At 66.9% G+C, this 23,645-nt stretch carries 24 protein-coding genes; 11 read left to right on the forward strand and 13 right to left on the reverse strand.

Going from position 1 to position 23,645, the window contains the following annotated elements; genetic code table 11:
* Positions 1–31 precede the first annotated feature (31 nt).
* The gene (locus BDW16_RS11090) at positions 32–955 is read right to left on the reverse strand and encodes an ABC transporter ATP-binding protein (protein WP_066578269.1); all 924 of its coding nucleotides are present in this window, start codon (positions 953–955) and stop codon (positions 32–34) included.
* Between the two features lie 81 nt (positions 956–1,036).
* On the opposite strand from BDW16_RS11090, the gene BDW16_RS11095 reads away from it, so the two are divergent.
* The 6 genes from BDW16_RS11095 (at position 1,037) to BDW16_RS11120 (ending at position 5,693) form a co-directional block, all read left to right on the forward strand.
* Positions 1,037–1,267: a zinc-finger domain-containing protein gene (locus BDW16_RS11095; RefSeq protein ID WP_066578271.1), complete on the forward strand. Its 231-nt coding sequence runs from the start codon at positions 1,037–1,039 to the stop codon at positions 1,265–1,267.
* Between the two features lie 19 nt (positions 1,268–1,286).
* A complete protein-coding gene (gene tldD / locus BDW16_RS11100; protein WP_066578273.1) occupies positions 1,287–2,708 on the forward strand; it encodes a metalloprotease TldD in 1,422 nt (473 codons plus the stop codon).
* Positions 2,705–3,523, forward strand: a complete 819-nt coding sequence (locus BDW16_RS11105; protein WP_066578275.1) for an arylamine N-acetyltransferase family protein — start codon at positions 2,705–2,707, stop codon at positions 3,521–3,523. Before tldD ends, BDW16_RS11105 begins: the two co-directional genes overlap by 4 nt.
* On the forward strand, positions 3,524–3,727 hold the full coding sequence (locus tag BDW16_RS11110) for a putative signal transducing protein (protein WP_066578276.1): 204 nt from the start codon (positions 3,524–3,526) through the stop codon (positions 3,725–3,727).
* 143 nt (positions 3,728–3,870) lie between these two features.
* Positions 3,871–4,209 (forward strand): P-II family nitrogen regulator, encoded by a 339-nt coding sequence (locus tag BDW16_RS11115; RefSeq protein WP_066578278.1) that lies wholly within the window; start codon positions 3,871–3,873, stop codon positions 4,207–4,209.
* A 14-nt stretch (positions 4,210–4,223) separates the two neighbouring features.
* On the forward strand, positions 4,224–5,693 hold the full coding sequence (locus tag BDW16_RS11120; RefSeq protein WP_241230433.1) for an ammonium transporter: 1,470 nt from the start codon (positions 4,224–4,226) through the stop codon (positions 5,691–5,693).
* A 171-nt stretch (positions 5,694–5,864) separates the two neighbouring features.
* Here BDW16_RS11120 and BDW16_RS11125 read toward each other — a convergent pair whose 3' ends face one another.
* Genes BDW16_RS11125 through recQ form a run of 5 tightly spaced genes read right to left on the reverse strand, consistent with a single transcriptional unit; the run spans position 5,865 to position 11,048 of the window.
* The gene (locus BDW16_RS11125; RefSeq protein ID WP_066578280.1) at positions 5,865–7,445 is read right to left on the reverse strand and encodes a GMC family oxidoreductase; all 1,581 of its coding nucleotides are present in this window, start codon (positions 7,443–7,445) and stop codon (positions 5,865–5,867) included.
* A complete protein-coding gene (locus BDW16_RS11130; RefSeq protein ID WP_083954301.1) occupies positions 7,379–8,380 on the reverse strand; it encodes a sterol desaturase family protein in 1,002 nt (333 codons plus the stop codon). The genes BDW16_RS11125 and BDW16_RS11130 overlap by 67 nt, the downstream gene beginning before the upstream one ends.
* Before the next feature lie 57 nt (positions 8,381–8,437).
* Positions 8,438–8,836, reverse strand: coding sequence for a hypothetical protein (locus tag BDW16_RS11135; RefSeq protein ID WP_066578283.1), 399 nt, complete (start codon positions 8,834–8,836; stop codon positions 8,438–8,440).
* The gene (locus BDW16_RS11140; RefSeq protein WP_066578285.1) at positions 8,833–9,267 is read right to left on the reverse strand and encodes a protein tyrosine phosphatase family protein; all 435 of its coding nucleotides are present in this window, start codon (positions 9,265–9,267) and stop codon (positions 8,833–8,835) included. The genes BDW16_RS11135 and BDW16_RS11140 overlap by 4 nt, the downstream gene beginning before the upstream one ends.
* Before the next feature lie 11 nt (positions 9,268–9,278).
* The gene (gene recQ / locus BDW16_RS11145) at positions 9,279–11,048 is read right to left on the reverse strand and encodes a DNA helicase RecQ (RefSeq protein ID WP_066578287.1); all 1,770 of its coding nucleotides are present in this window, start codon (positions 11,046–11,048) and stop codon (positions 9,279–9,281) included.
* An 80-nt stretch (positions 11,049–11,128) separates the two neighbouring features.
* Between recQ and BDW16_RS11150 the strand changes: the two genes are divergently transcribed.
* Positions 11,129–11,419: a GNAT family N-acetyltransferase gene (locus tag BDW16_RS11150; RefSeq protein ID WP_066578289.1), complete on the forward strand. Its 291-nt coding sequence runs from the start codon at positions 11,129–11,131 to the stop codon at positions 11,417–11,419.
* Here the strand turns inward: BDW16_RS11150 and BDW16_RS11155 are convergent.
* From BDW16_RS11155 to BDW16_RS11165, 3 genes are all read right to left on the reverse strand, one after another.
* Positions 11,416–12,507, reverse strand: coding sequence for an ATP phosphoribosyltransferase regulatory subunit (locus tag BDW16_RS11155; RefSeq protein WP_066578292.1), 1,092 nt, complete (start codon positions 12,505–12,507; stop codon positions 11,416–11,418). The genes BDW16_RS11150 and BDW16_RS11155 overlap by 4 nt on opposite strands.
* A 125-nt stretch (positions 12,508–12,632) precedes the next feature.
* Complete coding sequence (gene serA, locus BDW16_RS11160; RefSeq protein WP_066578393.1) at positions 12,633–14,210, reverse strand: phosphoglycerate dehydrogenase; 1,578 nt, start codon at positions 14,208–14,210, stop codon at positions 12,633–12,635.
* A 102-nt stretch (positions 14,211–14,312) separates the two neighbouring features.
* On the reverse strand, positions 14,313–15,449 hold the full coding sequence (locus BDW16_RS11165; RefSeq protein WP_066578294.1) for a phosphoserine transaminase: 1,137 nt from the start codon (positions 15,447–15,449) through the stop codon (positions 14,313–14,315).
* Positions 15,450–15,628: 179 nt separating this feature from the next.
* Between BDW16_RS11165 and BDW16_RS11170 the strand changes: the two genes are divergently transcribed.
* Both BDW16_RS11170 and BDW16_RS11175 read left to right on the forward strand, forming a co-directional pair.
* Positions 15,629–16,309, forward strand: coding sequence for an extensin family protein (locus tag BDW16_RS11170; protein WP_066578297.1), 681 nt, complete (start codon positions 15,629–15,631; stop codon positions 16,307–16,309).
* Positions 16,310–16,331: 22 nt separating this feature from the next.
* A complete protein-coding gene (locus BDW16_RS11175) occupies positions 16,332–17,201 on the forward strand; it encodes an LOG family protein (protein ID WP_066578299.1) in 870 nt (289 codons plus the stop codon).
* A 41-nt stretch (positions 17,202–17,242) separates the two neighbouring features.
* Here BDW16_RS11175 and BDW16_RS11180 read toward each other — a convergent pair whose 3' ends face one another.
* Positions 17,243–17,890: a c-type cytochrome gene (locus tag BDW16_RS11180; protein WP_066578300.1), complete on the reverse strand. Its 648-nt coding sequence runs from the start codon at positions 17,888–17,890 to the stop codon at positions 17,243–17,245.
* Between the two features lie 113 nt (positions 17,891–18,003).
* On the opposite strand from BDW16_RS11180, the gene BDW16_RS11185 reads away from it, so the two are divergent.
* Positions 18,004–18,897 carry a prephenate dehydratase gene (locus BDW16_RS11185; RefSeq protein WP_066578301.1) on the forward strand — a complete coding sequence of 298 codons (894 nt, stop codon included), beginning with the start codon at positions 18,004–18,006 and terminating at the stop codon, positions 18,895–18,897.
* Positions 18,898–18,955: 58 nt separating this feature from the next.
* On the forward strand, positions 18,956–19,891 hold the full coding sequence (locus tag BDW16_RS11190; RefSeq protein ID WP_066578308.1) for a hypothetical protein: 936 nt from the start codon (positions 18,956–18,958) through the stop codon (positions 19,889–19,891).
* A 10-nt stretch (positions 19,892–19,901) separates the two neighbouring features.
* Here BDW16_RS11190 and BDW16_RS11195 read toward each other — a convergent pair whose 3' ends face one another.
* The 3 genes from BDW16_RS11195 to BDW16_RS11205 are packed head-to-tail and all read right to left on the reverse strand — an operon-like array spanning position 19,902 to position 23,538.
* Positions 19,902–21,185 carry a dihydrolipoamide acetyltransferase family protein gene (locus BDW16_RS11195; protein WP_066578313.1) on the reverse strand — a complete coding sequence of 428 codons (1,284 nt, stop codon included), beginning with the start codon at positions 21,183–21,185 and terminating at the stop codon, positions 19,902–19,904.
* 5 nt (positions 21,186–21,190) lie between these two features.
* On the reverse strand, positions 21,191–22,195 hold the full coding sequence (locus tag BDW16_RS11200) for an alpha-ketoacid dehydrogenase subunit beta (protein ID WP_066578395.1): 1,005 nt from the start codon (positions 22,193–22,195) through the stop codon (positions 21,191–21,193).
* Between the two features lie 53 nt (positions 22,196–22,248).
* The gene (locus BDW16_RS11205) at positions 22,249–23,538 is read right to left on the reverse strand and encodes a 3-methyl-2-oxobutanoate dehydrogenase (2-methylpropanoyl-transferring) subunit alpha (RefSeq protein ID WP_066578315.1); all 1,290 of its coding nucleotides are present in this window, start codon (positions 23,536–23,538) and stop codon (positions 22,249–22,251) included.
* Between the last annotated feature and the right edge of the window lie 107 nt (positions 23,539–23,645).

A 23,645-nucleotide genomic window follows, 5' to 3' on the forward strand; every position in this document is an offset into this window, starting at 1 on the left:
GGACGAACGGGTCGGGGTTGCATGCGGCGCCTCAGCAGTTTGCCGCGCGGGTCAGGCTCAGGAAAACGTCCTCCAGGTCCGCCTCGCGCGTGCTGACGTCGACGATGCCGAACCCGGCGGCCTGCACAGCGCCCAGCACCTCGCCGGCATTGGCCTGATCCTTGGCATAGGTGATGACGAGGGTACGATCGCCCTTCACCTCGATCTTCTGGAAGCAGCGGCTGTCAGGCACCGCCGCGATGTCGCGGTCCACCGTCACCTCGACCGCCTTTTCCTGGGTCTTGCCGACCAGCTCGCGCGTCGGTTCGTTGGCGATCAGCTTGCCATGGTTGATGATGGCGATGCGATCGCACAGCTCCTCGGCTTCCTCCAGATAGTGGGTGGTCAGCACCACCGTCACGCCACGCTCGTTGAGCGAGCGGACATAGGCCCAGAGCTGCTGGCGAAGCTCGATATCGACGCCAGCGGTCGGTTCGTCGAGCACCAGCACGGGCGGGGAGTGGACCATCGCCTTGGCGACCATCAGCCGCCGCTTCATGCCCCCGGACAGGGTGCGCGAATACGCGTGGGCCTTGTCCTCCAGATGCACCGCGCGCAGCAGCTCCATCGACCGGCGCTGCGCCTTGGGCACGCCGTAGAGGCCGGCCTGGATCTCCAGCGTCTCGACGGGGGTGAAGAAGGGGTCGAACAGGATTTCCTGATTGACGATGCCGATCGCGCGCTTGGCGTTGCGCGGGTGCTGGTCGATGTCGAAGCCCCAGATCGAGGCACGTCCGGCGGTCTTGTTGACCAGACCGGCGAGGATGTTGATCAGCGTCGACTTGCCCGCGCCGTTCGGCCCCAGCAGCCCGAAGATCTGTCCGCGCGGCACCGTGAAGCTGACATCGTCCAGCGCCTGTTTGCCGCCCTGATAGACCTTCGAAAGGCCTTCGATCTCGATCGCCGCGTCGCTCATGCGCGCTGATCTGGAACTGCGCCGACGGCTTGGCAAGTGAAACGATTGCCGCACCTGCGCGTCTTTGCTAACCGCACCCTCATGATCGCGCCTCCCGAAGTCACCCGCGTCACCCATCGCCGCGTCGCCTGTGACGGCGCGCATGCGGGCATCCCCGCCGCGCTCGGCCATCCGCGCGTGTTTCTCGAGATCGACGAGCATGGCTATGTCGATTGCGGCTATTGCGACCGCCGCTTCGTGCTGGTCGGCGGCCCCGCCGACGGCGCGGATCAGGGCGAATTGCCCGATCACCCGGCTGGCGCGAGCGTCTGAGGCCACTATATCGGATCGCATGTACAGCGATCCCCGTGGCTTCCTCTATCGCGACGGCTTCGATGCCGACGCCGCCCAGCGCCTGACCGCCTTGATCCTCGGCCGCGCCGAGGATGGCGAGCTTTACCTCCAGTACCGCAAGTCCGAGGCGTTCGGATTCGACGACGGGCGATTGAAGACCGCGTCGTACAACACCGATTCGGGTTTCGGCCTGCGTGCGGTAAGCGGCGAGACGACTGCCTTCGCGCACGCCAACGAAATCAGCCAAGCCGCGATCCGCCGCGCGGGCGAGACGATGGCGCTGATCGATCCGGCGACCGGGCCGAAGGCTGCGGCGCCCGCGCGCACCAACCGCCACCTCTATACCGATGCCGACCCGCTCGACCTGGTTCCCTTCGCCGACAAGGTGAACCTCTGTCAGACGATCGATGCCGCCGCCCGCGCCCGCGATCCGCGCGTGGTGCAGGTGTCGGCGAGTCTGCTTGGCTCGTGGAGTGTGGTCGAGATCGTCCGTCCGGACGGCTTCATCGCCACCGATGTGCGCCCGCTGGTGCGGCTCAACGTGTCGATCGTGGTCGAGGCGAACGGGCGGCGCGAAACCGGCAGCTTCGGTACCGGCGGCCGTGCGCTTTATGACCGGCTGTTCGAGCCCGCGACGTGGAACCGTGCGATCGATGAGGCGCTGGCGCAGGCACTGGTCAATCTGGAGGCGGTCGATGCACCGGCGGGCGAAATGACCGTGCTGCTCGGCCCCGGCTGGCCCGGCGTGCTGCTGCACGAGGCGGTCGGTCATGGGCTGGAAGGCGACTTCAACCGCAAGGGCACATCGGCCTTCTCCGGCCGGATCGGCGAGCGTGTCGCGGCGCCGGGGGTCACCGTTGTCGATGACGGATCGATCCACGACCGTCGCGGATCGCTCTCGATCGACGACGAAGGCACGCCGACGCGCGAGACGGTGCTGATCGAGGACGGAATCCTCAAAGGCTATATGCAGGACCGCATGAACGCCCGGCTGATGGGAGTCGAGCCCACCGGCAATGGCCGCCGCGAGAGCTTCCAGCATTCGCCGATGCCGCGAATGACCAACACCTTCATGAAGGGCGGCAAGGACGATCCCGCCGAGCTGCTCAGCCGGGTGAAGAAGGGCATCTTCGCCAAGTCGTTCGGTGGGGGGCAGGTCGATATCGTTTCGGGCAAGTTCGTCTTCTCGTGCACTGAGGCATACCGGATCGAGGACGGCAAGCTGGGCGCCCCGATCAAGGGTGCGACACTGATCGGCGACGGCCCCACCTGCCTTACCAAAGTCGTTGGAATCGGGAATGATTTCGCATTGGACGAGGGGATCGGCATGTGCGGCAAGGGTGGGCAGAGCGTGCCTGCGGGCGTCGGCCAGCCGACCCTGCTGGTCGAGGGGCTGACGGTGGGCGGCACCGCGGCGTGACGTTACGCGCGGCAGATCTCGACGCCTATTTCGCGCGGATCGGCTGGGCCGGGCCCGTGGCGGCGGATCGCCCGACGCTGAACGCGATCGCAGCGCACCATCCCGCCGCGATCGCGTTCGAGAATCTCGACCCTTATCTCGATCGACCGGTCGAGCTTGCGCCCGACATGCTGGTTGCAAAGCTGGTCCATGGCGGTCGCGGAGGCTATTGCTTCGAGCAGAACGGGCTGTTGCGACTGGTGCTCGAGGCGCTGGGTTTCGCGGTGACGCCGCTGTCGGGCCGGGTCGTCTGGAACATGGATCCCGAAACCATCACTGCGCGCACGCACATGGTGCTCCGTGTCGATCTTGCCGAAGGGCCAGTGCTGATCGATTGCGGCTTCGGCAGCGCGGTGCCGACCGGGGTGCTCGACCTGGTCCCGGATGTCGAGCAATCGACTCCACACGAACCCTTTCGCTTCGTCCGCGTCGGTGAGGAATGGCGTGCGCAGATTCGCATCGGTGCGGAGTGGCGAACTACCTACCGCTTCGACCTGACGCCCCAGCAGAACATCGATTACACGGTGGCGAACTGGTACACCTCGACCCATCCGGACTCGCACTTCCGTCACGGCCTGACGCTGGCGCGAGCCTTGCCGGGGCGGCGCATCAGCCTGCGTGGTGCCGACTTCGCCGTCCACCCGCTGAACGGTATGAGCGAACGGCGGGGCATCACCGACCCCGATGAGGTTGCAGCGATCGTCGAGCGGGAGTTCGGTATCCGCATCCCGGACCGGCCGGCGCTGCTGGCGCGGCTTTCCGCGGCGGCTGCCTGAATGGCGCTGGCAGAACTCGGCCGGTTTTCGCCTCCTGAAGCGTATATCATCATCGGCCTGCTTGAGGCCGAGGGCATTCCCGCGATCGCGTTCGATACGGGCTCCAGCATCGTCGAGGGCAGCATCGCCGCGCTGATTCCGGTGCGGGTGATGGTCGATGAAGATGATTTGCCTATTGCTCGGGCAGTGATCGGTGTAGCCTAAAAATTAGGCATTCGTTCGCACCTGCACAATTTTTTAACTTTGGGTAACCCCCGTTCTGGCGCGGACCCGCCGGAATCCTCACGATTCCGACTCTGGCACACCCCTTGCTGATGGCTGTCCGGTCAATAGCGAAAGGGGGCGGAATGAAACTCGTCATCGCCATCATCAAGCCGTTCAAGCTGGATGACGTCCGCGAGGCGCTCACGGAACTGGGCGTCGCGGGAATGACCGTGACCGAGGTGAAGGGGTTCGGCCGCCAGAAGGGGCAGACCGAAATCTACCGTGGCGCGGAATACAGCACCAACATGGTGCCCAAGATCAAGATCGAGGTGGTCTGCGCGAGCGATCTCGCCGGCCGGGTGGTCGAGGCGATCCAGGCCGCGGCCAACACCGGCGCGATCGGCGACGGCAAGATCTTCGTGCTCGATGTCGGCCAGGCGGTGCGCATCCGCACCGGCGAGACCGACCAGACTGCCCTGTGATGTCAGGAGCTCCGATGAAGGGGGTATCGATGAAGAATGGCTTGAAACTGGCCGCCGGCGTGGGTGCCACGCTGCTTGCGGCCTTGCCCGCCTGGGCACAGGATGCGGCGGGCAACGTCGCCGAAACCGTCACGGAAACGGCGTCGGCTGCCGCTGCGGCGTTCGTGCCGACGGCCGAGATGGTCAACAAGGGCGACGTTGCCTGGATGCTGGTCGCGTCAGCCTTCGTGCTGATGATGTCGGTTCCGGCGCTTGCGCTCTTCTATGGCGGCCTGGTCCGCACCAAGAACATGCTGTCGGTGCTGATGCAGGTGCTGACCATCGTCTGCGTCGCGGCGCTGGTCTGGTTCGCCTGGGGCTATTCGATGACGTTCACCAGCGGCGGCGACTGGAACAAGGTCGTCGGTGGCTTCTCCAAGGTCTTCCTGAAGGGCGTCGATCCGACCACTTTCGCGGCGACCTTCTCCAACGGGGTCTATCTGCCCGAATATATCTTCGTGATCTTCCAGATGACCTTCGCGTGCATCACGCCGGCGCTGATCGTCGGGGCATTCGCCGAGCGCGTGAAGTTCACGCCCCTGGTCATCTTCGTGGTCGCGTGGCTGACGCTCGCCTATTTCCCGATCGCGCATATGGTCTGGTACTGGGCGGGACCGGACTTCCTGCATGCCGCGCCCGACGACAGCGGCCTGTTGTGGGGCTGGGGCGCGCTCGACTTCGCAGGCGGTACCGTGGTCCACATCAATGCGGGCATCGCCGGACTGGTCGGCTGTCTCGTGATCGGCCCGCGCCTCGGCTACAAGAGCGAGCCGATGCCGCCCCATTCGCTGGTCATGACCATGATCGGCGCCTCGCTGCTGTGGATCGGCTGGTTCGGCTTCAACGCCGGGTCGGGGCTGGAGGCCAATGCGTTCGGCGCGCTCGCCTTCATCAACACCTTCACCGCCACTGCGGCGGCGGGTGTTACCTGGGCGGTGATCGAGCAGATCATCCACAAGAAGCCGTCGCTGCTTGGCGCGGCCTCGGGCGTCGTCGCCGGTCTGGTCGCGATCACTCCGGCGGCGGGCTTCGCCCATCCCGGCACGGCGATCCTGCTGGGCGCCGTCGCGTCGGCGATCTGCTTCGTCTTCGTGACCACCGTGAAGAACAAGCTGAAGTATGACGACACGCTCGACGTGTTCGGCATCCATTGCGTTGGCGGCATCGTCGGCGCGATCGGCACGGGCATCGTCGCGGACCCTGCGATCGGCGGTCAGGGCTGGATCGACTATACCGCGCCGGTCGCCAAGGCCGGTGCCTATGACATGGCCGGGCAGGTGATGACCCAGCTCTGGGCCGTCGGCACCACGGTGCTGTGGACCGGCGTCGTCAGCACCGTGCTGTTCCTCGCGCTCAAGCACACGATCGGTCTTCGCCCGAGCAAGGAAGTCGAAACCGAGGGTCTCGACATCAACGAACACGGCGAACGCGCCTATAATTACTGAAAGAGATCGGGGCTGCGCCGCGGCGTGGCCCCCCAATTCGTTCCTCCTGCGGACGACTGGGCCGGTGGCAAGACCACCGGCCCTTTTTTGTGGCGGCACCGGCCCGCTCCCCCACCCGGCCACCCATCAAGATATACTGGCGTGGGTGGCCGGGTTGGGGGGCGGAGCCGTCTACTCGCTAAGGTCCGCGCGGATGAAGTCGGCGCAGCGTTCGCCGATCATGATGCTGGGGGCATTGGTGTTGCCACTGATCAGCCGCGGCATCACGGAAGCGTCTGCGACATACAGGCCATCGACGCCGCGCACGCGCAGTTTCGGATCGCACACCGCGCGATCGTCCGACCCCATCCGTGCAGTGCCGACGGGGTGGTAGATGGTATCGGCGCGCGCGCGGATCAGCCGCTCGAGCGCGGCATCGTCGTTGCGGTCGAGCGGGTAGCGGTCGCGTCCGCCGAATGCCGTGAGCGGTTCCGCGTCGAGGATGCGGTACATCGCCCGCACGCCCTTGATCAGCAGATCGACGTCGCGCCGGTCGGTGAGGAAGCCGGGATCGATCAGCGGCGCCGCGCGCGGATCGGGCGAGGCGAGCCGCACCGTCCCGCGGCTTTCGGGCCGCAGCACGCAGGCATGGCAGCTATAGCCATGCGTCTTGATCTTGGCGCGGCCGTGATCCTCGACGATCGCGACCAGGAAATGGAGCTGGATATCGGGTGCTGGCAACTCCGGACGGGTGCGCAGGAACGCGCCGGCTTCGGCAAAGGGTGAGGTCATCGGCCCGCTGCGCGTGCGGAACCAGCGGGCCATCGCGCCGAGCCCCTTGAGCGAGCCGATCAGCGACCGGCCGAGGAACTGCGTGCCCTTGGTCTCGAACGCCGCGACATAGTCGAGATGATCCTGGAGGTTGCCGCCGACTTCGCCGCGATCGATGCGAACGGTGAGGCCGTGCTCCTGCAGATGCGCGCCCGGGCCGATGCCCGACAGCATCAGCAGCTGCGCGGTTCCGAACACCCCGCCCGCAAGCACCACCGCGCGGCGGGCGCGGATCATCTTCGACTGGCCACCGCGCGAATAGGCGACCCCCCAGGCACGACCGTCTTCGAAGAGCACACGCTCGACGACCGTGTCGCACAGGATCTCGAGATTGGGGCGCGGGGTCAGGTAGCCGCGCGCCGCGGTCCAGCGCTCGCCATCCTTCTGCGTCACCTGATAGATGCCGGCGCCTTCCTGACGCACGCCGTTGAAATCGTCGTTGCGCGGAATCTGAAGCGACGCCGCGGCATCGACAAAGGCCTGACTTCCCGGATGGACGAAACTCTGGTCGCTCACCTGCAGCGGCCCGTCCCCGCCATGCCACTGGCTCGCGCCGCGCTGGTTGGTCTCGCTCCGCTTGAACACCGGAAGGACATCGGCCCAGCCCCAGCCGCTGGCGCCGAGCGCTTCCCAATTGTCGTAATCCCACGGGTTGCCGCGGATATAGAGCATCGCGTTGATCGCGCTCGATCCGCCAAGGCCCTTGCCGCGCGGCTGATAGCCGCGACGGCCGTTGAGGCCGGGCTGGGGAACGGTTTCATAGGCCCAGTTGGTCGCCGGGGTCTGCATCGCGATCGCGCCGGGCATCAATGTGCGGAACCCGGTATTGCGACCCCCCGCCTCCAGCACCGCGACGCTGTACTTGCCGTCCTCGCTCAGGCGGCCCGCGGCGGCGCTGCCTCCGGATCCGGCCCCGATGACGACGATGTCGGCTTCTTCCATGGCTCCCCCCGGTCGCTTGCTTCGTTGTCGCCGTCCGCGCTCGCGGACGCGCTTTGGCGCGCCAGCCAGCGTGCCTTGATGGTTTCGGACGTATCGCGGCTGCCGTCGTGGCTCCAGCCCGGCGGGCCGAACATATAGCCGAGGCGCGCCTTGAGCCCCGGCGCGGTCCGCACGTCCTTTGCGATGCCCCACCATTCGTGGAACGCAGCCCGCAGGATGCTGAAATCAGGCAAATTGTGGACGATGCCGTAGCGCGGCCGATCATCGTCGCGCTCGGGTTCGAACGTTCCGAACATCTTGTCCCAGACGATGAAGACGCCGGCATAGTTCTTGTCGAGATAGCGCGCGTTGGTCGCGTGGTGGACCCGATGGTGCGAGGGCGTGTTCATCACCGCTTCGAACCAGCGCGGCGTCCGGCCGATCACCTCGGTGTGGATCCAGAACTGATAGACAAGGTTGAGGCCCGCGCAGAAGAAGACCATCGCGGGCGGAAAGCCGATCAGGAACAGCGGCAGGCGGAAGACGAAGCCGAGGCTGAAAAAGCCGGTCCAGGTCTGACGCAGCGCGGTCGTGAGATTATAGTGCTGGCTCGAATGGTGGATGACATGGCTCGCCCAGAACCACCGCACGCGATGCGCCGAGCGGTGAAAGACGTAATAGGCCAGATCGTCGAGCACGAAGGCGAGCACGAACCAGTACCAGGCGTAGGAAATGTCGAAGAGCCGGAACTGGTGCACCCAGGTGGCCAGCGCGAACACCATCCCTCCGGCCAGCACGCTTGCGATGGTGCTGCCGAAGCCGAGCATCAGCGATGTCAGCGTATCGCGCGGGCAATAGCGGCTGCGATCCTTGGCGCGTGCGACCAGCATCTCCGCCAGCACAAGCGCGACGAAGGCGGGAATGGCCAGATCGACGGGATCGGGCAGGTCGGGCATCACTCTCCTTACACACGTGTAAATAAGCGTGTTGCGCAAGGAAGCGCAATGGGGCGATCAGTCTCCGAGGATCCGGGCGAAAGCCCGTGCGGCGCCGGCGTCGGCGACGGTGATGCGAAACATCTGCTGCGGCGCGAGCTGAAGCGTTACCACCGTGCCTTCGGGATCGTCGTTCAGCATCGCAACCCGGGCGTTCGAGAAACGCTCCGCCCGGTGGCGCGCGCCAAGCGGCTGGAGCAGCACCATATCGCCCGGCCCGCCTGCCGCCGCGGCAAGCTCTCCGCTGGTGGATACGATGCCAGCCTTGCCCTCGAAGCCGTTGCTCAGCGCCTCGGCCAGCCGGATTGCATCCGTCCCGGTTTCAAGCCGCTGCGTGCCGCCGAGTTTGAGCAGCCACGCAATTCCGGCAAGCGCCAGCACCGCCGCCAGCGAGACGGCGGTGAGCCACCAATTCATGCCTTGCCGGAAAGCTGGTCAAGCATCGGGCGGATGCCATTGATATCATAGCCTGCGCCCGCTGCCGCTTCGACCAGTCCGGCGGGGTCTTCGCCGCGGCTCGCTTCGGCCAGCGCCCAGAGGTTGGTCGAGCGGGTGCCGGAACGGCAATAGGCGAGGACCGGGCCTTCGGCGGCGGCGAGCACCGCGCGCATCGCATCGACCTGCGGACCGGAAAAGCCGGCATGGGTGATCGGGATGGCGTGATAGGCAAGGTTCAGCGTTTCCGCGACCGCGCGGATTGCGGCGCCCTCGGGTTGGCCGGCTTCCTCGTCGTCAGGGCGGTTGTTGACGATGGTAGTGAAGCCGGCGCGCGCGGCCTCGACGATGTCGGCGGGGTCGAGCTGCGGGGCGACCGAGATCTGATCGTTGATGCGGCGGATGCTGGCCATGAACTGTCTCCTCAAGCCTGTTCGCGTATCACCTGGAGGAATGCGTCGCCATAGGCATCCAGTTTGCGCTCGCCGATGCCCGAGAAGGTGGCGAGGGTGGCGCGGTCCTGCGGGCGGCGCGCGGCCATTTCGCGCAGCACCGAATCGTGGAAGATGACGTAAGGTGGGACGCTCGCGGTTTCGGCGAGTTCGCGGCGCTTGGCACGCAGGGCCTCGAACAGGCCCGCATCTTCGGGTGCGAGGGCAGCGGCCGCGTCGCTGCGACGCTTGCGGCCGCGTTCGGGCTCGGCGGCGAGCACGACCTCGACCTTCGTCTCGCCGCGCAGGATCGAGCGTGCGTCGCCAGCGAGCGCCAGCCCGCCATGCTCGTTCGCGACCAGCACGCCGCGCGCCTGCAGCGCGCGGGCAACGGGCTTGACCAGCGCCATGTCCTCCGCGTCGCCGATGCCGAACACGGTGAGCCGGTCATGCCCCCATTTCTCGATCCGCTCGTCGCTGGTGCCGCTCAGCACCTTCTCGAGATGGCCGACGCCGAAGCGCTGGCCGGTGCGATAGACCGCCGAGAGCAGTTTCCGTGCGGTTTCCGTCGCGTCACGCACGCCCGGCGCATTGAGGCAATTGTCGCAATTGCCGCATCGCTCTTCGGGCGTTTCGCCGAAATAGCGCAACAGGATCGCGCGGCGGCATCCCGCGGTCTCGACCAGCCCGGCCAGCGCGTCGAGCCGCGCGCGCTCTGCCGCTTGCCGGCTCTGAGGGAGCTCGGTCAACCATTCCCTCGCCCGGGTGAAATCGCCCGGCGCCCAGAACAGATGCGCGATCGCCGGATCGCCATCGCGGCCGGCGCGGCCGCTTTCCTGATAATAGCCCTCGATCGACTTGGGCAGGCCGGCATGTGCGACGAAGCGGACATCGGGCTTGTCGATGCCCATGCCGAAGGCGATCGTCGCGACCATCACCATATCCTCCGAGCGGACGAACTCGGCCTGCGCGCGGCGGCGTTGATCGGGGGGCATGCCGGCGTGGTAGAAGCGCGTCGGGCGGCCGGTGTTGGCGAGCGCCGCCGCCAGCTTCTCGGTCCGGTCGCGTGAGGTGGCATAGACGATGCCCGCGCCCGGCGTGCGCTTGACCAGCGAGGCGATCGCCGAGCCCTTCGAGGCGGTGCTGGTGATCGCGTAGCGGATATTGGGCCGGTCGAACCCGGCGATGATCAGCCCGTCCGAAGGAATGCCCAGCTGTTCGAGGATATCGGCGCGGGTATGCGCGTCGGCGGTGGCGGTCAGCGCTAGGCGGGGCAGCTCCGGAAACGCATCGAGCAGCGGGCGGAGCAGGCGGTAGTCGGGCCTGAAGTCATGGCCCCACTCGCTGACGCAATGCGCCTCGTCGATCGCGAACATCGACAGCTTCGCGCTGCGCAGCAGGTTGCGGAAGCCTTCGTTCGAGGCGCGTTCGGGCGCGACGTAGAGCAGGTCGAGATCGCCCGCCCGGAAACGCGCGATCGTCTCGTCGCGGTTATCGTCGGCGCTGGTCAGCGTCGCGGCGCGGATGCCGACGGCTTCGGCTGCGCGAAGCTGATCGTGCATCAGCGCGATCAGCGGCGAGACGACGAGGCAGGTGCCGTCGAGCATCTTCGCGGGCAGCTGATAGGTCAGCGACTTGCCCGCGCCGGTCGGCATCACCGCAAGCGTGCGCTGTCCGGCCAGCACGCGATCGACGACGTCGTGCTGGACGCCGCGGAAATCGGGGAAGCCGAAGGTGGATCGGAGGACGTCGCGCGGATTCATCACTGGGCGTATAACGGGTGCTTTCCGGAAATGCGCGCCATCGTGTAGGTTTCTGCGTGCACCTTCCCGAGGAGACATCCGTGGATTCCGATTCCGTCACCGACAATCGCGATCGCAGCCGTTACGAACTGGCAGTCGATGGACACACCGCCTTCGCCGCTTACAAGATCGATGGTGACGTCATCACCTTCACCCACACGGTGGTGCCGCCCGCGCTCGAAGGCCGCGGCATTGCCAGCCGGCTGATCCTGTTCGCGCTCACCGATGTACGTGATCGAGGTATGACGCTGATCGCGCAATGCCCGTTCGTCGCGGCCTATATCCGCAAGCATCCCGAATGGGCGGACCTGCTGGCCAAGCCGCTCGACTAAACCGCGACGGGCGATCCGTCGACCAGGGCATGCGTGCAGAGCTGCGCCGCGGCGCTGTCGTCGGCGTCGAGCGCCGCCACCGCGACCCAGCCTTCGGCGCGCAGCTTCGCTGCCAGGGCCGCATCGGTGCCGACCGGGACGAACAGCCGCCGCCGTTCGCCATTAGTCAGCCCTGCGTCGAGGATCGGATCGACGAACAGCGATACGCCGACCGCAGGCTCATCGGCATCTGCGCCGATCACTGAATAGCTGCCGCCGCGCCCGATCTCGCCGCGCACCCCGTGTGCGAACAGCGAGAAGCCGATCCAGCTCTGATACTCGAAGCCGTGCCGCTCGGTCGGGTCGAGCGTGAGGGCGACCTGGCCTGCAACCGCTTGGGCCACCGCCGCAAGGCCGTCGAGCCGCGAGGTGAGCGCGCCTCCCTTGTCGAGCGCACGCAGCCGTTCGAGCGCGGCGTCGAACGGCCCGGCGGCTTCGATCAGCGGGAGGAAGCCGGGATCGATCGCCGCCACGCCGGCTGCGTCCTTGGCGTCGAGCCGGTCGCGCAGCTCCGCCAGCCGGTCGGGTGCCATATCGGGTGCAAGCTGCTCGACCAGATCGGGCAGGGTGAAATCGAGCGCGAGCTTGCTGACGCCCGCGCGTTCCAGCGCCTCGACCGCCACCGTGACGATCTCGCGCGCCGCCGCCACGCTGTCGCGCCCGATCAGCTCGAAGCCGATCTGACGCATCGCACGCTCGGGGCGCAGCTCGCTCGCGCGCAGCTTGAGCACGGTACCGGCATAGGAGAGGCGGACGGGGCGCGGGTGATGCGCCATGCGCGTCGCGGCGATGCGGCCGATCTGCGCGGTGATGTCGGGGCGGATCGCCAGGGTGCGGCGCGAGGCGGGATCGGTGAAGCGCACCGCATCCTTGGCGGACGCTGCCTTGAGGCGGGCGCCAAGCGATTCCTCGAACTCCGCGAGCGGCGGGTCGACGCGCTCATAGCCATAGAGCCGGGCGACATCGAGTACGCGCCGTTCCATCGCCGCCGCCGTGTCGGCATGCGGGGGCAGGCGGTCGTGAAAGCCCTCGGGAAGAAGTCCGTTCATAGTCCAATCCCGTCACCCCGGCCTCGTGCCGGGGTCCTGTTGGCCGCAGGCGACAGCGCTCGAGGCTCGAGCGTGCCGCTTGCCGCACTGTGGACCCCGGAACAAGTCCGGGTTGACGATTGAACCTAAAACTTCAACGCCATCGCGGTCTTGACGCCCGGAAGCGCGCGGACCTGGGCGATGAGTTCGGGCGTCACGGCATCATCGACCGACAGCAGCAGTACCGCCTCGCCGCCCGCCTCGCGGCGGCCGAGGTGGAAGGTGCCGATATTGACCCCGGCATCGCCCAGCGTGGTGCCGATCCGGCCGATGAAGCCTGGCGCGTCCTCATTGACGACATAGAGCATGTGACCGTCCAGATCGGCCTCGACCTTGATGCCGAACAGCTCGACCAGGCGCGGGGTGCGGTTGCTGAACAGCGTGCCCGCGACCGAGCGTTCGCCGGCATCGGTCTTGACCGAGACGCGGATCAACGTGTGGTAGTCGCCTTCCTTCTCGGTCTTGATCTCACGCACCTCGATCCCGCGCTCCTTGGCGAGGAAGGGGGCGTTGACCATGTTCACCGTATCCGAATGGACGCGCAGGAAACCCGCCAGCACCGCGCTGACGATCGGCTTCTGGTTCACTTCCGCCGCGGCGCCTTCGGCATGGATCGACACGCGGTCGAGATTGCCGTGCGCGAGCTGGCCGACGAGGCTGCCGAGCTTCTCGGCGAGCTCCATATAGGGCTTCACGCGCGGCGCTTCCTCGGCGGTCAGGCTCGGCATGTTGAGCGCGTTGGTGACGCCGCCATTGACGAGATAGTCGGCCATCTGCTCGGCGACCTGGATCGCGACATTGACCTGCGCCTCGCTGGTCGACGCGCCGAGGTGCGGCGTGGCGACGAAGTTCGGCGTGTTGAACAGCGCATGCTCCTTGGCCGGCTCGGTCACGAACACGTCGAGCGCGGCGCCCGCGACATGACCCGAATCGAGCAGGTCCTTGAGCGCCGCCTCGTCGATCAGGCCGCCGCGCGCGCAGTTGATGATACGCACGCCCTTCTTGGTCTTGGCGAGATTCTCGGCCGACAGGATGTTGCGCGTCTGCTCGGTCAGCGGCGTGTGCAGCGTGATGAAGTCGGCGCGGGCGAGCAACTGCTCCAGCTCGACCTTCTCGACGCCCATCTCGACCGCGCGTTCGGGGCTGAGGAACGGATCATAGGCGACGACCTTCATGCGCAGGCCATGCGCGCGATCGGCGACGATCGATCCGATATTGCCCGCGCCGATCAGGCCGAGCGTCTTGCCGGTAACCTCGACGCCCATGAAGCCGTTCTTGGGCCACAGGCCCGCCTGGGTCTGGGTGTTCGCCTCGGGCAGCTGGCGCGCGAGCGCGAACATGAGGGCGATGGCGTGCTCTGCGGTGGTGATCGAGTTGCCGAACGGGGTGTTCATCACCACCACGCCCTTGGCCGAGGCGTTGGGGATATCGACATTGTCGACGCCGATCCCGGCGCGGCCGACGACCTTCAAATTGGTCGCGGCGTCGAGGATTTCCTTGGTAACCTTGGTCGCGCTGCGGATGGCGAGGCCGTCATACTGGCCGATGATCGCCTTGAGCTCCTCCGGCGTCTTGCCGGTGATCTCGTCGACCTCGACGCCGCGCTCGCGGAAGATCTGCGCGGCCTTGGGGTCCATTTTGTCGCTGATGAGTACCTTGGGCATGGGATTTGCCTTTCCAATCGTCATCCCAGGGAAAGCTGGGATCTCGTGCGGCGAGCGCACGCTATGCGGAGGGAGGCCCCAGCTTTCGCTGGGGCGACGGTGTCAGTTGGAAGCCTTGGCCGAGGCGTAGGCCCAGTCGAGCCAGGGGCCGAGCGCCTCGATATCGGCGGTATCGACGGTGGCGCCGCACCAGATACGCAGGCCAGCCGGGGCATCGCGATAGCCGGCGACGTCGTAGGCGGCATCGGCCTTTTCGAGCAGCGACGCGAAGGTCTTGATGAACGCTTCATCGGCGCCTTCGACGGTCAGGCACACGCTGGTCTTCGAGCGCGTGGCTTCGTCCGCGGCGAGATGGCCGAGCCAGTCGCGCTCTGCGACGATCTTGTCGAGCGCGGCGGCATTGGCGTCCGAGCGCGCGATCAGCCCGTCGAGACCGCCCAGACCCTTGGCCCATTCGAGCGCGAAGATCGCGTCTTCGACCGCGAGCATCGACGGCGTGTTGATCGTCTCGCCCTTGAACACACCCTCGGCAAGCTTGCCCTTTGCCATCAGGCGGAACACCTTGGGCAGCGGCCAGGCAGGCGTATACTGCTCCAGCCGCTCGACGGCACGCGGGCCGAGGATCAGCACGCCATGGCCGCCCTCTCCGCCAAGCACCTTCTGCCACGAGAAGGTGGCGACGTCGATCTTGTCCCACGGCAGGTCGTAGGCGAACACCGCGCTGGTCGAATCGGCGAAGGTCAGGCCCTCGCGGTCGTCAGGGATCCAGTCGCCATTGGGGACGCGCACACCGCTGGTGGTGCCGTTCCAGGTGAACAGCACGTCGTCGGCGAAATCGACCTGGCTGAGGTCCGGAAGCTGGCCGTAATCGGCGCGGATCACCGTCGGATCGAGCTTGAGCTGCTTGACGGCATCGGTGACCCAGCCCTCACCGAAGCTCTCCCAGGCCAGCGTGGTCACGCCGCGCGCGCCGAGCATCGTCCACATCGCCATTTCGAACGCACCGGTGTCGGAACCGGGGACGATGCCGATGCGGTGCGTGTCGGGCAGCTTAAGCATCTCGCGCATCAGGTCGATCGCGTACTGGAGACGCGTTTTGCCGAGCTTCGAGCGATGCGAGCGGCCAAGGACTTCGGTGTGGAGCTTGTCGGCGGACCAGCCCGGCGGCTTGGCGCACGGGCCGGAGGAAAAGTACGGACGCGCCGGCTTGGTTGCCGGGGCGGCGGGTAGATCAGTCATGTCAGTCTCTCCTTGCAGAGAGCACGCGCGGCGTTGGGACCGCGTGGCCCGTCGGCGGCCCTAATGGCGGCGGACGCGAAGTCAAGCGAAGAGCGGGGAGTGGAATGGTATCTTTTGTACCCTTCCGCGTGGCGGAATGCGGTTGTGGCCGGTTCAATGCACTGGCTAGAGTTGCGGCGATGCGTATCCTTCCCGTCCTGCTGCTCCCGCTGTTCCTCGCCGGCTGCATGTTTGGCGGCGGTGGCCGTGACGAGCCGCCGCGCCGGCCCGCGGTGCGCCCCGATCCGCGCGGGCCGGTGACGCTGAACCTGCCGACCAGCCGCGAGACGCAGCAATGCTTTGCGGATCTTTCGCGCGCGAACGTGCGGTTCAGTCCGCTGCCGGACCGCGACTATGGCGGCGGGTGCCAGGTGGTGGGTGCGGTCGAGCTGATCGACATCGGGCTTCCCGTGACCAACCTCAAGGGCATGCGCTGCCCGCTGGCGCGCAACTTCATCGCCTGGATCCGCAACGCCGCGGTGCCGGCAGCACGCGAGATCCTGGACGGCGAGCTGGTGCGGGTGGAGACGATGGGCAGCTACTCGTGCCGCGGGATCATCGGTGCCGGCCAGGCCGCGGCGGGACGCGTCTCCGAACATGGCCTGGGCAATGCCGTCGATGTCTCGGCGTTCGTCCTGCGCGACGGACGGCGGATCACGGTCAAGCAGGGGTGGCGCGGTGCCGAGGAAGAGCGGGAATTCCTGCAGGCGATCCATCGGTCGGCCTGTCGGCGGTTCGCGACGGTGCTGAGCCCCGACTATAACGCCGCGCACCACGACCATCTCCATTTCGACATGGGGCGGGGGCCTTTCTGCCGTTGAGGAATTGGATTAAGCGTCGCCGATGACAGACACCAAAGTTCCCTCGCGCGTTTTTCCGCGCGCACGCCAGGATGCCGAGACCGCCGCGACCGGCGTCTCCACCCCGCAGACCGAGCATCCCGCCTATCGCCTCGCCTTTCAGGACATGGACTTCCTGTTGCGCGAGGACCTGCGCCCGGTGCGCTTCCAGCTTGAGCTGCTCAAGCCCCAGCTGCTGCTCGACGAGGCGCGGATCGCGTCGACCTTCGTCATCTATGGTTCGGCGCGAATCCCCGAGCCGTCCAAGGCGCAGGCGCTGCTCGACCTCGCCACCGACGACCAGTCGCGCCGCATCGCCGAACGGCTGATCGAGAAGTCCAAATATTACGATGTCGCGCGCGAACTGGCCGGGCTGGCAAGCTGCTATCCGCTCGATACCGATGGCGAGCGGCATTTCGTGGTCTGCTCGGGCGGCGGTCCGTCGATCATGGAAGCGGCGAATCGCGGCGCGACCGAGAAGGGTTGCGAATCGATCGGGCTCAACATCGTGCTGCCGCACGAGCAGGCGCCGAACGAGTATGTGACGCCGTCGCTGTCGTTCCAGTTCCACTATTTCGCGCTGCGCAAGATGCACTTCCTGCTGCATGCGCGCGCGGTGGCGGTGTTTCCGGGCGGGTTCGGCACCTTCGACGAATCGTTCGAGCTGCTGACGCTGATCCAGACCGGCAAGATCGCGCCGATCCCCGTGCTGTTCTACGGCAAGGACTTCTGGAACCGCGTCGTCAACTTCGAGGCGCTGTGCGAAGAGGGGGTGATTTCCCCGCGCGACCTCAACCTGTTCCACTTCTGCGAAACCGCGGAAGAGGGCTGGGAGATCGTCCAGAAATTCTACGCGGACAAGAACGGGGGCTGACGCCCCATTGGTGCGGCGGGGTGTTCCCGCCGCATGAGGGCTCAGTGGCCCTTCGGCGCTTCCGCCGCCGGAGCCGTGGCGTTCGTCGGCTCTGCCGGGGCGGCAGTGTTGCCCGCGGGTGCGGCGGCGTTGCCTTCGCCCTCAGCCACGGCGGGTGCCGCTTCGGCCGCGGGGAGCGGCAGGTTCGAGCCCTGCGCATTCAGATAGGCGATGACGTTGGCGCGTTCCTGGGGGTCCGACAGGCCCGCAAAGGTCATCTTGGTGCCGGCAGCGTATTTGCGCGGGCTGGCGAGCCACTCATCCATCGCTTCGAACGTCCAGTTGCCCGGAACGGCCTTGAGCGCTTCGGAATAGGCGAAGCCGGCAACATGGCCATGAGCCTTGCCCATCGACGCCCACAGGTTCGGGCCGACGCCGTTGGCGCCGCCGCTGGTGATCGTGTGGCACGCCGCGCACTTGGCGAACGAGGCCTGGCCCTTGGCGACATCGGCCTTGGCAAGGCGGTTGGCGATCGGCTCGACCGCCGCGGCGCCGCCGCTGCCCTCAGCGCCATCGGCGCTCTCGACCGGATAGCCTTCCTTCTCGGGTGCACCGCTATGGTAGATCATGCCGCTGGCGATCGACAGGCCGAGCGCCGAGGCACAGCCGAACAGGACCCAGCCTGCGATCGTGTTCATGCGATTGTCCATTGCGCGCCCGTTTGCCCCGAAGTTGAAACTTTGGCGGTTCCTTTAGAGTGACGTTCTACGCACCGCAACCCGGGCTTGCTCCGCATTTCGCAGACGGCTAATCGCGCCCGCCAATGGAAAATTTCGCTGCGCCCGCACGCCCGATCGTCGAACGCATGACGCAAGCCGCACTTGCCGAGCCCAGGCGCGCGGTCGCGTTTCAGGGTGCGCCAGGCGCCAACTCGCATATGGCCGTACTTGAAGCCTTTCCCACGGGATTGCCGCTCCCCTGCTTCAGCTTCGAGGATGCAATCGATGCGGTGCGCGACGGCAAAGCCGATTGCGCGATGATTCCGATCGAGAATTCGCTGCACGGCCGCGTTGCCGACATCCATTTCCTGCTGCCCGAATCCGGCCTCACCATCATCGGCGAGCATTTCCTGCCGATCCGATATGCCCTGATGGGCATCGGCGAGCGTGCAGGGATTCGCCAGGCGATGAGTCATCCCCAGGCGCTGGGCCAGTGCCGTCTCTGGCTCAAGGCGCAGGATATCGCGCCGCTGTCCTATCCCGATACCGCGGGCGCCGCGGCGGTGGTGGCCGAGGAGAACGATCCAACGGTCGCCGCGCTGGCGCCACCCGGTGCTGCGCCGCTCTATGGTCTTACGATCTTCGAGAACGATGTCGCCGACGCCGATCACAACATGACCCGCTTCGTCGTGCTGGCACGATCCGCGCCGCCGCTGCGCGATCATGGCATGTTCATGACGACCTTCGTCTTCGAAGTGAAGAACGTGCCCGCCGCACTCTACAAAGCGCTGGGCGGGTTTGCGACCAACGGGGTCAACATGACCAAGCTGGAAAGCTACCAGCGCGGCGGCAGCTTCGCGGCGACCGAATTCTATTGCGACATCGTCGGCCGCCCGGGCGATCCGGCGGTCGATCGCGCGCTCGACGAGCTTCGCTTCCACACCAAGTCCATGCGCGTGCTGGGCACCTATCCGCAGGCGCGCGCACGCCCCGAATAGCGTCTCGCCGGCCCATGTGTCGCCTGCTACCTTTCTGACGGGCTTTGAGGGGGGAAGGATGAGCGAGGAGTTGGAGGACGAGGGCGCGCGTCGCAGCGCGCTGTTCGGATGGCCGCTGCTGCTGGCGCTGCTGGGTTGCCTCGCGCTGATCCTTGGCGCCGCCTTTGCCCCGACGCTGCTGCCGCGCCTCGATTTCTGGACCATGGTGCTCGCCGGTGCGGGTGCCGGACTGGCGCTGTGGCTGCTTGTCCTGCTGGCGGGAAGCCGGACGCGGCAATGGCTGGTCGTGATGGGCGCGCTGATCGCACTGCCCGTCACCGGGGCGCTGGCGGGGCTGGGCGCAGGCCGCATCCATGTCGCGCGGGCGTCGATCGATGCGCGGACCTTCGCGGAGGTCGATATCGCCGCCGACGGCAAGCCGAGCGTCCCCGGCGCCGCCGCTGATCGGGGAAGCGCGTCGGCCGCCTACCTCGCCGCAATCCGCGAGGACGCGGCCGATCTGCGCGCCTATGCCGACGCGATGGGCAAGTTCAACCTGGGCGTGCTCAGCAGCCCCTATCTGCTCCAGCAATCGCCGCAGATCCTGGCGGATTGCGCGTCGATCTCCGGTCTCGAGACGGTGGCGCGGGACCAGAGCCGGCGCGCGCGCGACCGGCGGTCGCGGGCCGCAGAGGCGGTCGACCGCTCAGGCCTGCCCGCCGACGCCAAGCCCGGCGCGCGGGCCATCGTCACTGCGGGGGACGAGGAGGCGATGCTGGCAAACCGGATCGAGATCATCCGCGCCAGCCGCGCGCAGTGCGAGCTGCTCGCACGGCGCAGCTGGCACAATGCGGCGGGCTATTTCGGCTTTGCGAACGGCGGCGATCGCGCGCGATTCGGCGAGACGACCAAGCGGCTGCTGGCCGCCGCCGGCGAGGCCGAACGGCTTCAGCGCGCCGCAGCGGATCAGCGCATCAAGGGCCGCGAACAGGTTCGCGAGGTGCTGATGCGCTGATCCGTTCGGGTCAGTCGGCGAAGAGCAGGACCGGCGTCTCGAGCAGCTTGCGCAGCGCCTGCACATAGCTGGCAGCATCCCAGCCATCGACGACGCGATGGTCGCAACTGATCGACAGGTTCATCAGCTTGGCGCGGACGATATCGTCGCCGACGAAGACCGGGCGTTCGACGATCTTGTTGGGACCGATGATCGCGACTTCCGGCTTGTTGATCACCGGGGTGGTCGCGATGCCGCCGAGCGGGCCGAGCGAGGTGATGGTGATGGTCGAGCCGCTGAGCTCCTCGACCTTCGCCTTGCCGGTGCGCGCGGCTTCGGCGAGGCGGGTGATCTCGGCCGCGAGCTGCCAGACGTTCAGGTCCTGTGCGTCGCGGATCACCGGGACCATCAGGCCCGCATCGGTCTGTGTTGCCATGCCCATGTGCACCCGGCCGTGCCGCGTCACCACGCCCGCCTCGTCATCATAGCGCGCGTTGAGCATCGGGAAGTCGGGCAAGGTGCGGCAGATCGCGGCGATCACGAACGGGAGCATGGTGAGCTTGGGCCGCGCGCCGCGATTGGCGTTGAGGTCCGCGCGCATCTCTTCGAGCGCGGTCACGTCGATCTCGTCGACATAGGTGAAGTGCGGGATGGCGCGCTTTGACGCGGCCATGTTCTCCGCGATCTTGCGGCGCATGCCGATGACCTTGACCGGCACATCCTCCCGCGCACGGCTGGCGTGCGGGGCGTGATAGCCCTGGGCCGAGCCATAGCGCAGGAATGCGTCGAGATCGGCGTGACGGATGCGGTCGCCCTCGGCCGCCTTCACCTGGCTGAGGTCGATGCCGAGATCCTTGGCGCGCTGGCGCACCGCAGGCGAGGCGAGGATGTCGCGGTGCGGTGCGGCGGGGGCTGCAGCCACCGGCTCCGGCGCGGGAGCGGGTGGAGGCGCGGGAGGCGCGGGAGGCGCGACGGGCGCTTCGGGCGCCACAGGCGGCTCGACCGCGGGTGGCGCGGGCGGCGCCTCGACTGCTTCGAGAGCCGGGGCTGCCTCGGGGGATTCGGCGGCATCGCCGTCGGTCTCGACCACGATCAGCGCGGCGCCGATCGCGACCTGGTCGCCGACTTCGCCGGCCAGCTCGACCACGATGCCGGAGACGGGCGATTCCATTTCGACCGTCGCCTTGTCGGTCATCATGTCGGCGACCTGCTGGTCCTCCTCGACTCGATCGCCAACCTTGACGTGCCAGGCGACGATTTCGGCCTCGGCGATGCCTTCGCCGATATCCGGCAGACGAAACGTGAAGCGTGCCATGCGGGTCAGTCCTTCAGGATCTTCTTGAGCGCTTGTCCGATACGGACCGGCCCGGGGAAATATGCCCATTCGAGGCTGTGCGGATAGGGCGTGTCGAAGCCGGTGACGCGTTCGACCGGCGCTTCGAGGTGATAGAAGCAACGCTCCTGCACCAGGCTCGCAAGCTCGGCGCCGAAGCCGCTGGTGCGCGTCGCTTCGTGCACGACCATGCAGCGGCCGGTTTTCCTCACCGATTCCTCGATCGTCTCGATGTCGAGCGGGACGAGCGTGCGCAGGTCGATGATCTCGGCGTCGATGCCCATCTCCTCGACCGTCGCCTTCACCACATGCACCATCGTGCCGTAGGCGAGCACGGTCAGCGCCTCACCCGGACGGACGATCGCGGCCTTGCCCAGCTCGACGCGGTAATAGCCCTCGGGCACCTCGCCGCCCGGATGCTTCGACCAATTCTCGGCCGGGCGATCCCAATGGCCGTTGAACGGGCCGTTGTAGATGCGCTTGGGCTCGAAGAAGATGACCGGGTCATTGTCCTCGATCGACGCGATCAGCAGGCCCTTGGCGTCGTACGGAGTCGACGGGATCACCGTCTTGACGCCCGAGACATGGGTGAAGATCCCCTCGGGCGACTGCGAGTGCGTCTGCCCGCCGAAGATGCCGCCGCCATAGGGCGAGCGGATCGTCAGCGGCGCGGTGAACTGTCCGCCGGAACGGTAGCGCAGCCGCGCCGCTTCGGAGACGAGCTGGTCGAGCGCGGGATAGATATAATCCGCGAACTGGATCTCCGGCACCGGGCGCAAGCCGTACGCACCCATGCCGATGGCGACGCCGACAATGCCGCATTCGGTGATCGGGGTGTCGAACACCCGTGTCTTGCCATGCTTCGCCTGCAGCCCCGCGGTGGCGCGGAACACGCCGCCGAAATAGCCGACATCCTCGCCCATCACGATGACGTCGGGATCGCGCGCCATCATCACGTCGAGTGCGGAATTGATCGCCTGGATCATGTTCATGCGGGTGCCGGCACCCGCTTCGCCGGTGGCGGTTTCGCTCACGATTGCCTCGCTCATTGCTTGCGCGCCCAGGGACGGCCCGAAGCCTCTTCCTCATCGAGCATCATCTGGCGCTGCTCGCGCAGGTGCCAGGGCATCTCCTCGAACACGCCGTCGAACAGCGAATCGAGCGGCTGGTGCAGGCCATGGCCGAGGATGCCGTTCTTCTCGGCTTCCTTCTGCGCCACCTTCACCTGCTCGGCGAGCTCCCGGTCCATCTCGACATGGCGTTCCTCGTCCCATTCACCGATCGCGATCAGATGCGCCTTGAGGCGTGCGATCGGATCGCCGAGCGGCCAGGCGGTCGGCTCGCCCGCGCTGCGATACTGGGTGGGATCGTCGGAGGTCGAATGGCCTTCGGTGCGATAGGTGAAATGCTCGATCAGCGTCGGGCCCTGGTTGGTCCGCGCGCGCTCGGCCGCCCACAAGGTCGCGGCATAGACCGCGAGCGCGTCGTTGCCGTCCACCCGCAGCCCGGCGATGCCATAACCCAACGCGCGCGCGGCAAACGTCGTCGCCTCCGCACCGGCAAAGCCCGAGAAGCTCGAGATCGCCCATTGATTGTTGACGACGTTGAGGATGACCGGTGCCTTATACACGGTGGCGAAGGTCAGCGCCGAGTGGAAGTCGCCCTCCGCGGTCGAACCCTCGCCGCACCAGGTCGCGGCGATGCGCGTGTCGCCCTTGGCGGCGCTCGCCATCGCCCAGCCCACCGCCTGCGGATATTGAGTGGTGAGGTTGCCCGAGATCGAGAAGAAGCCCTTCTCCTTCGACGAGTACATGATCGGCAGCTGCTTGCCCGCCAGATCGTCGCCCTTGTTGGAGTAGATCTGGTTCATCATCTGCACGAGGCTGTAGCCGCGCGCGATCAGCAGGCCCTGCTGGCGATAGCTCGGGAAGCACATGTCGTCGCTGGCCAGCGCGTGCGCTGCCGCGATCGCCACCGCTTCCTCGCCGGTGCACTTCATGTAGAAGCTGGTCTTGCCCTGACGCTGCGCCCGGAACATGCGTTCGTCGAACGCACGCACCAGCGCCATGTCATGGAGCATTTTGCGCAGCGTATCGGGGTCGAGCTTGGGATTCCACGGGCCGACCGCCTGGCCGTTGTCGTCGAGGACGCGGACCAGCGTGTAAGCGAGCTCATGGAAGCTGGAAGGGTCGGCGGCAGTGTCGGGCCGGGACTGTGCGCCGGCGGGCGGCACCGCGACCTCGGTGAAATCGACCGCATCGCCCGGCCGGAATTTCGGCTCGGGCACATGCAGGCTGAGCGGCGGCAGATTGGCGCGCTTGGCGTCCACGGTCATGCTCTCTCCAGCGTTAGAAGGCCTCCGGGTCGCCGTTCGGCGCGCGGAATATGATTTCAAGGCCTCGTTATATTCTTTCACTGCCCGAGTCGAGATGGGACAGCAAC

The sequence above is a fragment of the Sphingomonas koreensis genome (genome assembly GCF_002797435.1).
Taxonomy (GTDB): domain Bacteria; phylum Pseudomonadota; class Alphaproteobacteria; order Sphingomonadales; family Sphingomonadaceae; genus Sphingomonas; species Sphingomonas koreensis.

Bases quoted from the DNA above. Each gene is read 5' to 3' on its own strand.
- BDW16_RS11090 (WP_066578269.1), bottom strand. From the start codon at position 955: ATGAGCGACGCGGCGATCGAGATCGAAGGCCTTTCGAAGGTCTATCAG.
- BDW16_RS11095 (WP_066578271.1), top strand. From the start codon at position 1,037: ATGATCGCGCCTCCCGAAGTCACCCGCGTCACCCATCGCCGCGTCGCC.
- tldD (WP_066578273.1), top strand. From the start codon at position 1,287: ATGTACAGCGATCCCCGTGGCTTCCTCTATCGCGACGGCTTCGATGCC.
- BDW16_RS11110 (WP_066578276.1), top strand. From the start codon at position 3,524: ATGGCGCTGGCAGAACTCGGCCGGTTTTCGCCTCCTGAAGCGTATATC.
- BDW16_RS11115 (WP_066578278.1), top strand. From the start codon at position 3,871: ATGAAACTCGTCATCGCCATCATCAAGCCGTTCAAGCTGGATGACGTC.
- BDW16_RS11120 (WP_241230433.1), top strand. From the start codon at position 4,224: ATGAAGGGGGTATCGATGAAGAATGGCTTGAAACTGGCCGCCGGCGTG.
- BDW16_RS11125 (WP_066578280.1), bottom strand. From the start codon at position 7,445: ATGGAAGAAGCCGACATCGTCGTCATCGGGGCCGGATCCGGAGGCAGC.
- BDW16_RS11130 (WP_083954301.1), bottom strand. From the start codon at position 8,380: ATGCCCGACCTGCCCGATCCCGTCGATCTGGCCATTCCCGCCTTCGTC.
- BDW16_RS11135 (WP_066578283.1), bottom strand. From the start codon at position 8,836: ATGAATTGGTGGCTCACCGCCGTCTCGCTGGCGGCGGTGCTGGCGCTT.
- BDW16_RS11140 (WP_066578285.1), bottom strand. From the start codon at position 9,267: ATGGCCAGCATCCGCCGCATCAACGATCAGATCTCGGTCGCCCCGCAG.
- recQ (WP_066578287.1), bottom strand. From the start codon at position 11,048: ATGAATCCGCGCGACGTCCTCCGATCCACCTTCGGCTTCCCCGATTTC.
- BDW16_RS11155 (WP_066578292.1), bottom strand. From the start codon at position 12,507: ATGAACGGACTTCTTCCCGAGGGCTTTCACGACCGCCTGCCCCCGCAT.
- serA (WP_066578393.1), bottom strand. From the start codon at position 14,210: ATGCCCAAGGTACTCATCAGCGACAAAATGGACCCCAAGGCCGCGCAG.
- BDW16_RS11165 (WP_066578294.1), bottom strand. From the start codon at position 15,449: ATGACTGATCTACCCGCCGCCCCGGCAACCAAGCCGGCGCGTCCGTAC.
- BDW16_RS11170 (WP_066578297.1), top strand. From the start codon at position 15,629: ATGCGTATCCTTCCCGTCCTGCTGCTCCCGCTGTTCCTCGCCGGCTGC.
- BDW16_RS11175 (WP_066578299.1), top strand. From the start codon at position 16,332: ATGACAGACACCAAAGTTCCCTCGCGCGTTTTTCCGCGCGCACGCCAG.
- BDW16_RS11180 (WP_066578300.1), bottom strand. From the start codon at position 17,890: ATGGACAATCGCATGAACACGATCGCAGGCTGGGTCCTGTTCGGCTGT.
- BDW16_RS11185 (WP_066578301.1), top strand. From the start codon at position 18,004: ATGGAAAATTTCGCTGCGCCCGCACGCCCGATCGTCGAACGCATGACG.
- BDW16_RS11190 (WP_066578308.1), top strand. From the start codon at position 18,956: ATGAGCGAGGAGTTGGAGGACGAGGGCGCGCGTCGCAGCGCGCTGTTC.
- BDW16_RS11195 (WP_066578313.1), bottom strand. From the start codon at position 21,185: ATGGCACGCTTCACGTTTCGTCTGCCGGATATCGGCGAAGGCATCGCC.
- BDW16_RS11200 (WP_066578395.1), bottom strand. From the start codon at position 22,195: ATGAACATGATCCAGGCGATCAATTCCGCACTCGACGTGATGATGGCG.
- BDW16_RS11205 (WP_066578315.1), bottom strand. From the start codon at position 23,538: ATGACCGTGGACGCCAAGCGCGCCAATCTGCCGCCGCTCAGCCTGCAT.